Origin of the sequence: Actinoplanes sp. NPDC048791 (assembly GCF_040650095.1) — a bacterium.
In the GTDB taxonomy this organism is placed as follows: Bacteria; Actinomycetota; Actinomycetes; order Mycobacteriales; family Micromonosporaceae; genus Actinoplanes.
This window is the reverse complement of sequence record NZ_JBEZGQ010000782.1, coordinates 1-4089: the sequence shown is the minus strand read 5'-3', so window position 1 is coordinate 4089 and position 4089 is coordinate 1. Positions and strand designations below refer to the sequence as shown.

Sequence of the window (4089 nt, the reverse complement as noted above, 5' to 3'; positions counted from 1 at the left end):
ACGGCACGCCGGTCGCCCTCGTCGTGGTGCTCGGCGTGCCGTCGTCGGCCGCCAGCCGGGCCAGGCCCACCCCGACCAACCCGTACGGCAGCAGCAGGACGCCACCGAGCAGCAGGAACGCGCCCCGCCGGTACGTCGTGGCGACCACCAGCGGCTGGATCATCCGGGTCGCGGGGGACCGCCCGGCAGCCGCCGCGGGCGGGGTCCGGGGTGCCACGGTGGACATGCCGGGACCCTAGTGCGCCACGGCACCCGGCCGCTGCCCCGGCGAGGTCCGGCCACCGGGCCCGGATAGGTTCTGCGGATGACCGTGGACGTCGATGAGTCGCAGCCCGCTGCCGTTGCCGCGCCCCGGCGTCACCGACGGTGGCTGGTGGCTCTGCTCATCGTGGTCATGCTCGGTCAGATGGCGGCCGCGATGGTGGTCACGTCGGTGCAGCAGACGCCGACCATCGACGAGCCGGTCTACGTCGGCGCGGCCATCACCTACGTCCAGCAGCACAGCCTGCGCTACAACCCCGAGCATCCGCCGCTCGGCAAGCTGATCATGGCGGCCGGGCTCGCGTTCGCCGATCCGCACGTCGATCCGCGCTACCGGGGCAACCAGTCCGAGCTGGGCCGGTACGTGCTCTACGAGGCCGGCAACGACCCGTACGAGCTGATGTTCGCCGCCCGGCTCCCGATGATCATCCTGACGTTGCTGTTCGGCCTGGTGGTGTTCGCCTTCGCCCGCGACCTGGTGGGACCGGTGGGCGGGCTGCTCGCCCTGGCCCTGTACGCCTTCTCGCCCGATCTGATCGCGCACGGGTCGCTGGCCACCCTCGACGTGCCGGCGGCCGGTTTCCTGCTGACCGCCGCGTGGCTGCTCTGGCGGGCCCGGAACCGCCCGCAGCTGTATCTGCCGCTGGCCGGGCTGGCGCTCGGTGCTGCCCTGGCCACCCGGATGAGCGCGCTGCCCGCGGTGCCGGTGCTGATGTTCCTGGCGTTCCTGGCGGTCAGACGGCTGCGCGGGGTGGTGGCCGCGGCCGGGATCGGGCTGATCGCGCTCGCCGTGGTGTGGGTCAGCTACCTCGTCGTCGACCCGACGCTGCACTTCCTGACCCCGATCGGCCTGCCCGAGCTGCACGGGGTGAAGCGGACGCTGGTGAACCTGGTGCCGCTGCCGGAGCCGTACCGCGACGGCATGCGGATCCAGTTCGGCTTCGAGAAGCAGACGTTCAACGGTTTCCTGTTCGGCGAGGCGTACCGGGGCTCGCGCTGGTACTACCTGCCCGCGGCGATGCTGGTGAAGACTCCGCTGGGCATGCTGGTGCTGTGGCTGGCCGGCGCGGTCACCATGCTGACCGTGGCCCGGCTGCGGGTCGCGGCCCTGTACGTGCTGGTGACGCCGGCGATCCTGTTCCTCGTGGCCATGACGGGCGCCCGCAACTACGGCAGCCGGTACGCGATCTTCCTGCCGGTCTTCCTGGCCGTGGCCGCGGCGGCCGTGGTGACCCTGCGCCCGCGCTGGACCCGGGTCACGGCCGCGGCGCTGGTGGCGTTCGTCGCGGTCAGCTCGGTACGCACGTTCCCGTACTACCTGCCGTACTCGAACGAGGCCTTCGGCGGTCCGGCGAAGACCCACCTGCGGCTACACGACTCGAACGTCGACTGGGGGCAGGACCTGGGTCGCGTCGCCGACCGGCTGCGCGAGCGCTACCCCGGCGAGCCGGTCTGGCTGCTGTACAAGGGCGCGGGCGTGCCGGCCGCGTACGGTATCGACGCGAAGGACCCGCGCGGAGTGCCGCCGGCCGAGGTGCGTGGGCTGCTGGTGGTCTCGGACTCCACGATCGCGGGCGCGACCGGCCGCACCCGGGCCCTGATCGCCGGCAGCGGCGCACCGATCGACTCGGTGGGCCACTCGATCAGCATCTACCGCCGTCCGTGACGTCGGCCGCTCCGCCGGTCAGCGGGCGGTCGGTTCCAGGCCGAACTTGCCGTTCTCGGCCCGCAGCAGCAGGAACTTGGGCGTGGTGCGGGTGCCGTCCGGGTTGAAGCTCAGCGGGCCGCTCATCGCCGCCAGGTCGGTGGCCGCGATCGCCTTGCGGACCGCCTCGCGATCGGTGCTGCCCGCCCGCTTCACGGCGTCGAGGGCGACGTTCACCGCGTCGTACGCCTCGACCGTCGACGGTCCCGGCGGGGCGCCGAAGGCCGCCTGGTAGCGCTTCGACCAGTCGGCCAGCTCCGGCAGGAACTCCGGGAAGATGAGTGCGGTGCCGTACACGTCGCGGGACTGCGCGGGGGTCAGATTCTCGAGCAGCGGACCGTCGGTCGCGCCGTCGCCGACGACGATCTTGCCGGTGAAGCCGTTGCCGCGCAGGTCCTTGATGAGCTGGCTGGCCTCGGCGTAGTAGCCCGTGTAGTAGACGATGTCGGCCTTACCGGCCCGCACCGAACCGGCGATCCGGGAGTAGTTCGGCGCGCCCTGGCTCAGCTCGAACTGGCCGGTCACCGTCAGGTCGCCGGTGCGTTTGGCCGACGTGGCCGTGGACTCGGCCAGGGTGACCGGGAAGCTGGTGCCGTCGTGCACCACCGCGACCCGGTGCCCGCCGAGGCGCTTCATCCAGTCGACCGCGAAGTCGGCCTCGGCGGTGACGGTGCCGCAGATCAGGAAGACGTTGTCGTACTTCGGGGCGAGCAGGTCGGTGGAGTTGGACTGGGCCACGACCATCGGCACGCCGGCCGCCCGGAAGATCTTCAGGGTGGGCACGGTCGCGCTGCTGCAGTAGCCGCCGACCGAGGCGACGATGTCCTTGCCGACCAGCGTCCGGGCGGCGGTCACGGCGGTGCCGGGGTCGCAGGCGTCGTCCTCGACGGCCAGCTCGACCTGCCGGCCCAGGATCCCACCGGCCGCGTTGGCCTCGTTGATGGCCAGCCGGGCCCCGTTGACCATGGCCTCGCCGGACGGGCTGCTGCGCCCGGTGAGCGGGACCAGGGTGCCCAGCCGGATCGTTCCCGACGACGGCGCGGGCGCACCCGCGGTCTCGGCCGCGGGCCCGCCGCAGCCGGCCGTCGCGGCCAGTACGACAGCCACGGCGACGCCGGACAGCACTCTGCGACTGCGCAATGGGACCACACCCCGTCCTTCGACTCATGGGTCTCTTCGGTCCCCGGCCCGGTCACCTGAGCCCATTCGCCTTCACCGCCGCCCGTCGCTGCCGAATAGTCCGCCGTGATCAGCCGCATCCGGGGACGCAGTGTCGCGATGACGGCTGCCCTGGCGGGGGTGCTGCTGGCGCTGGCCGGCTACGTCATCCAGGGCACGGTGCACACCACCCGGGCCACCGAGCAGCAGAGCCACGCGCTGGTCGTCGACTCGCTGTTCTTCGAGGCGCGGATCGCGATCGCCATGCAGGAGGTGAACCTGCGGCACTACCAGGTCGAGCCGTCCGTGGCCGTCCAGCAGCGCTTCGACCAGGTCGTGCTGACGGCGAACGACACGCTGGCGCAGATCATCGCCGGGGACACCGGCCAGGCCCGGGTGGACGCGCTGCGGTTGCGGGACGAGCAGCTGGCGTACCAGGCTCTGGCCGAGCAGCTGATCGCGCTGATCGCCGACAGCGACCCCGCGCACGTCCAGCTGGACCGCCTCGAGGTGACGCCGGCCTTCTACACGTTGCAGGACGACGTGGACGAGGTGTCGCGGGCGTACCACGACGCCGCCCAGTTGCAGGTGTCCGCGTTGCGCCGGACCCAGGTACGGCTGCTGGTCGGCACCTCGGTCGGTTTCGCGGTCGGACTGACCCTGGTCGGCATGATCCTGCGCCTGGTGCTGAGCTACCAGCGGCGGCTGGTCGAACAGGCGGCGGCGAGCCGGCACCTGGCCCTGCACGACCCGCTCACCGGCCTGCCCAACCGGACTCTGTTCGGCCAGCGCCTGCAGACCGCCCTCGACGGCGTTGCCGCGGGGACCGGCCATCAGGTGGCCCTCATGGTCATCGACCTGAACGGGTTCAAGGCCGTCAACGACACCCTGGGCCACCACGCCGGTGACCTGGTGCTGCTCGAATCCGGGCGGCGGCTGGCCGCCGGGGTCGGCGCCGACGGCGT

General features: G+C 72.2%; 3 protein-coding genes and 1 pseudogene. 2 read left to right on the top strand and 2 right to left on the bottom strand.

Annotated elements, in window-relative coordinates; genetic code table 11:
- A pseudogene (locus tag AB0C29_RS36905) lies at nucleotides 1-226 on the bottom strand (hypothetical protein); the annotation flags it as partial.
- 78 nt (nucleotides 227-304) lie between these two features.
- On the opposite strand from AB0C29_RS36905, the gene AB0C29_RS36900 reads away from it, so the two are divergent.
- Entirely contained in the window at nucleotides 305-1927 is a 1623-nt protein-coding gene (locus AB0C29_RS36900; protein ID WP_360830497.1) for a glycosyltransferase family 39 protein, read from the top strand.
- 18 nt (nucleotides 1928-1945) lie between these two features.
- Here AB0C29_RS36900 and AB0C29_RS36895 read toward each other — a convergent pair whose 3' ends face one another.
- A complete protein-coding gene (locus AB0C29_RS36895) occupies nucleotides 1946-3106 on the bottom strand; it encodes a branched-chain amino acid ABC transporter substrate-binding protein (protein ID WP_360830494.1) in 1161 nt (386 codons plus the stop codon).
- Between the two features lie 138 nt (nucleotides 3107-3244).
- Here AB0C29_RS36895 and AB0C29_RS36890 point away from each other — a divergent pair.
- A partial coding sequence (locus tag AB0C29_RS36890) for a GGDEF domain-containing protein (protein WP_360830491.1) occupies nucleotides 3245-4089 on the top strand: 845 nt, incomplete at its 3' end.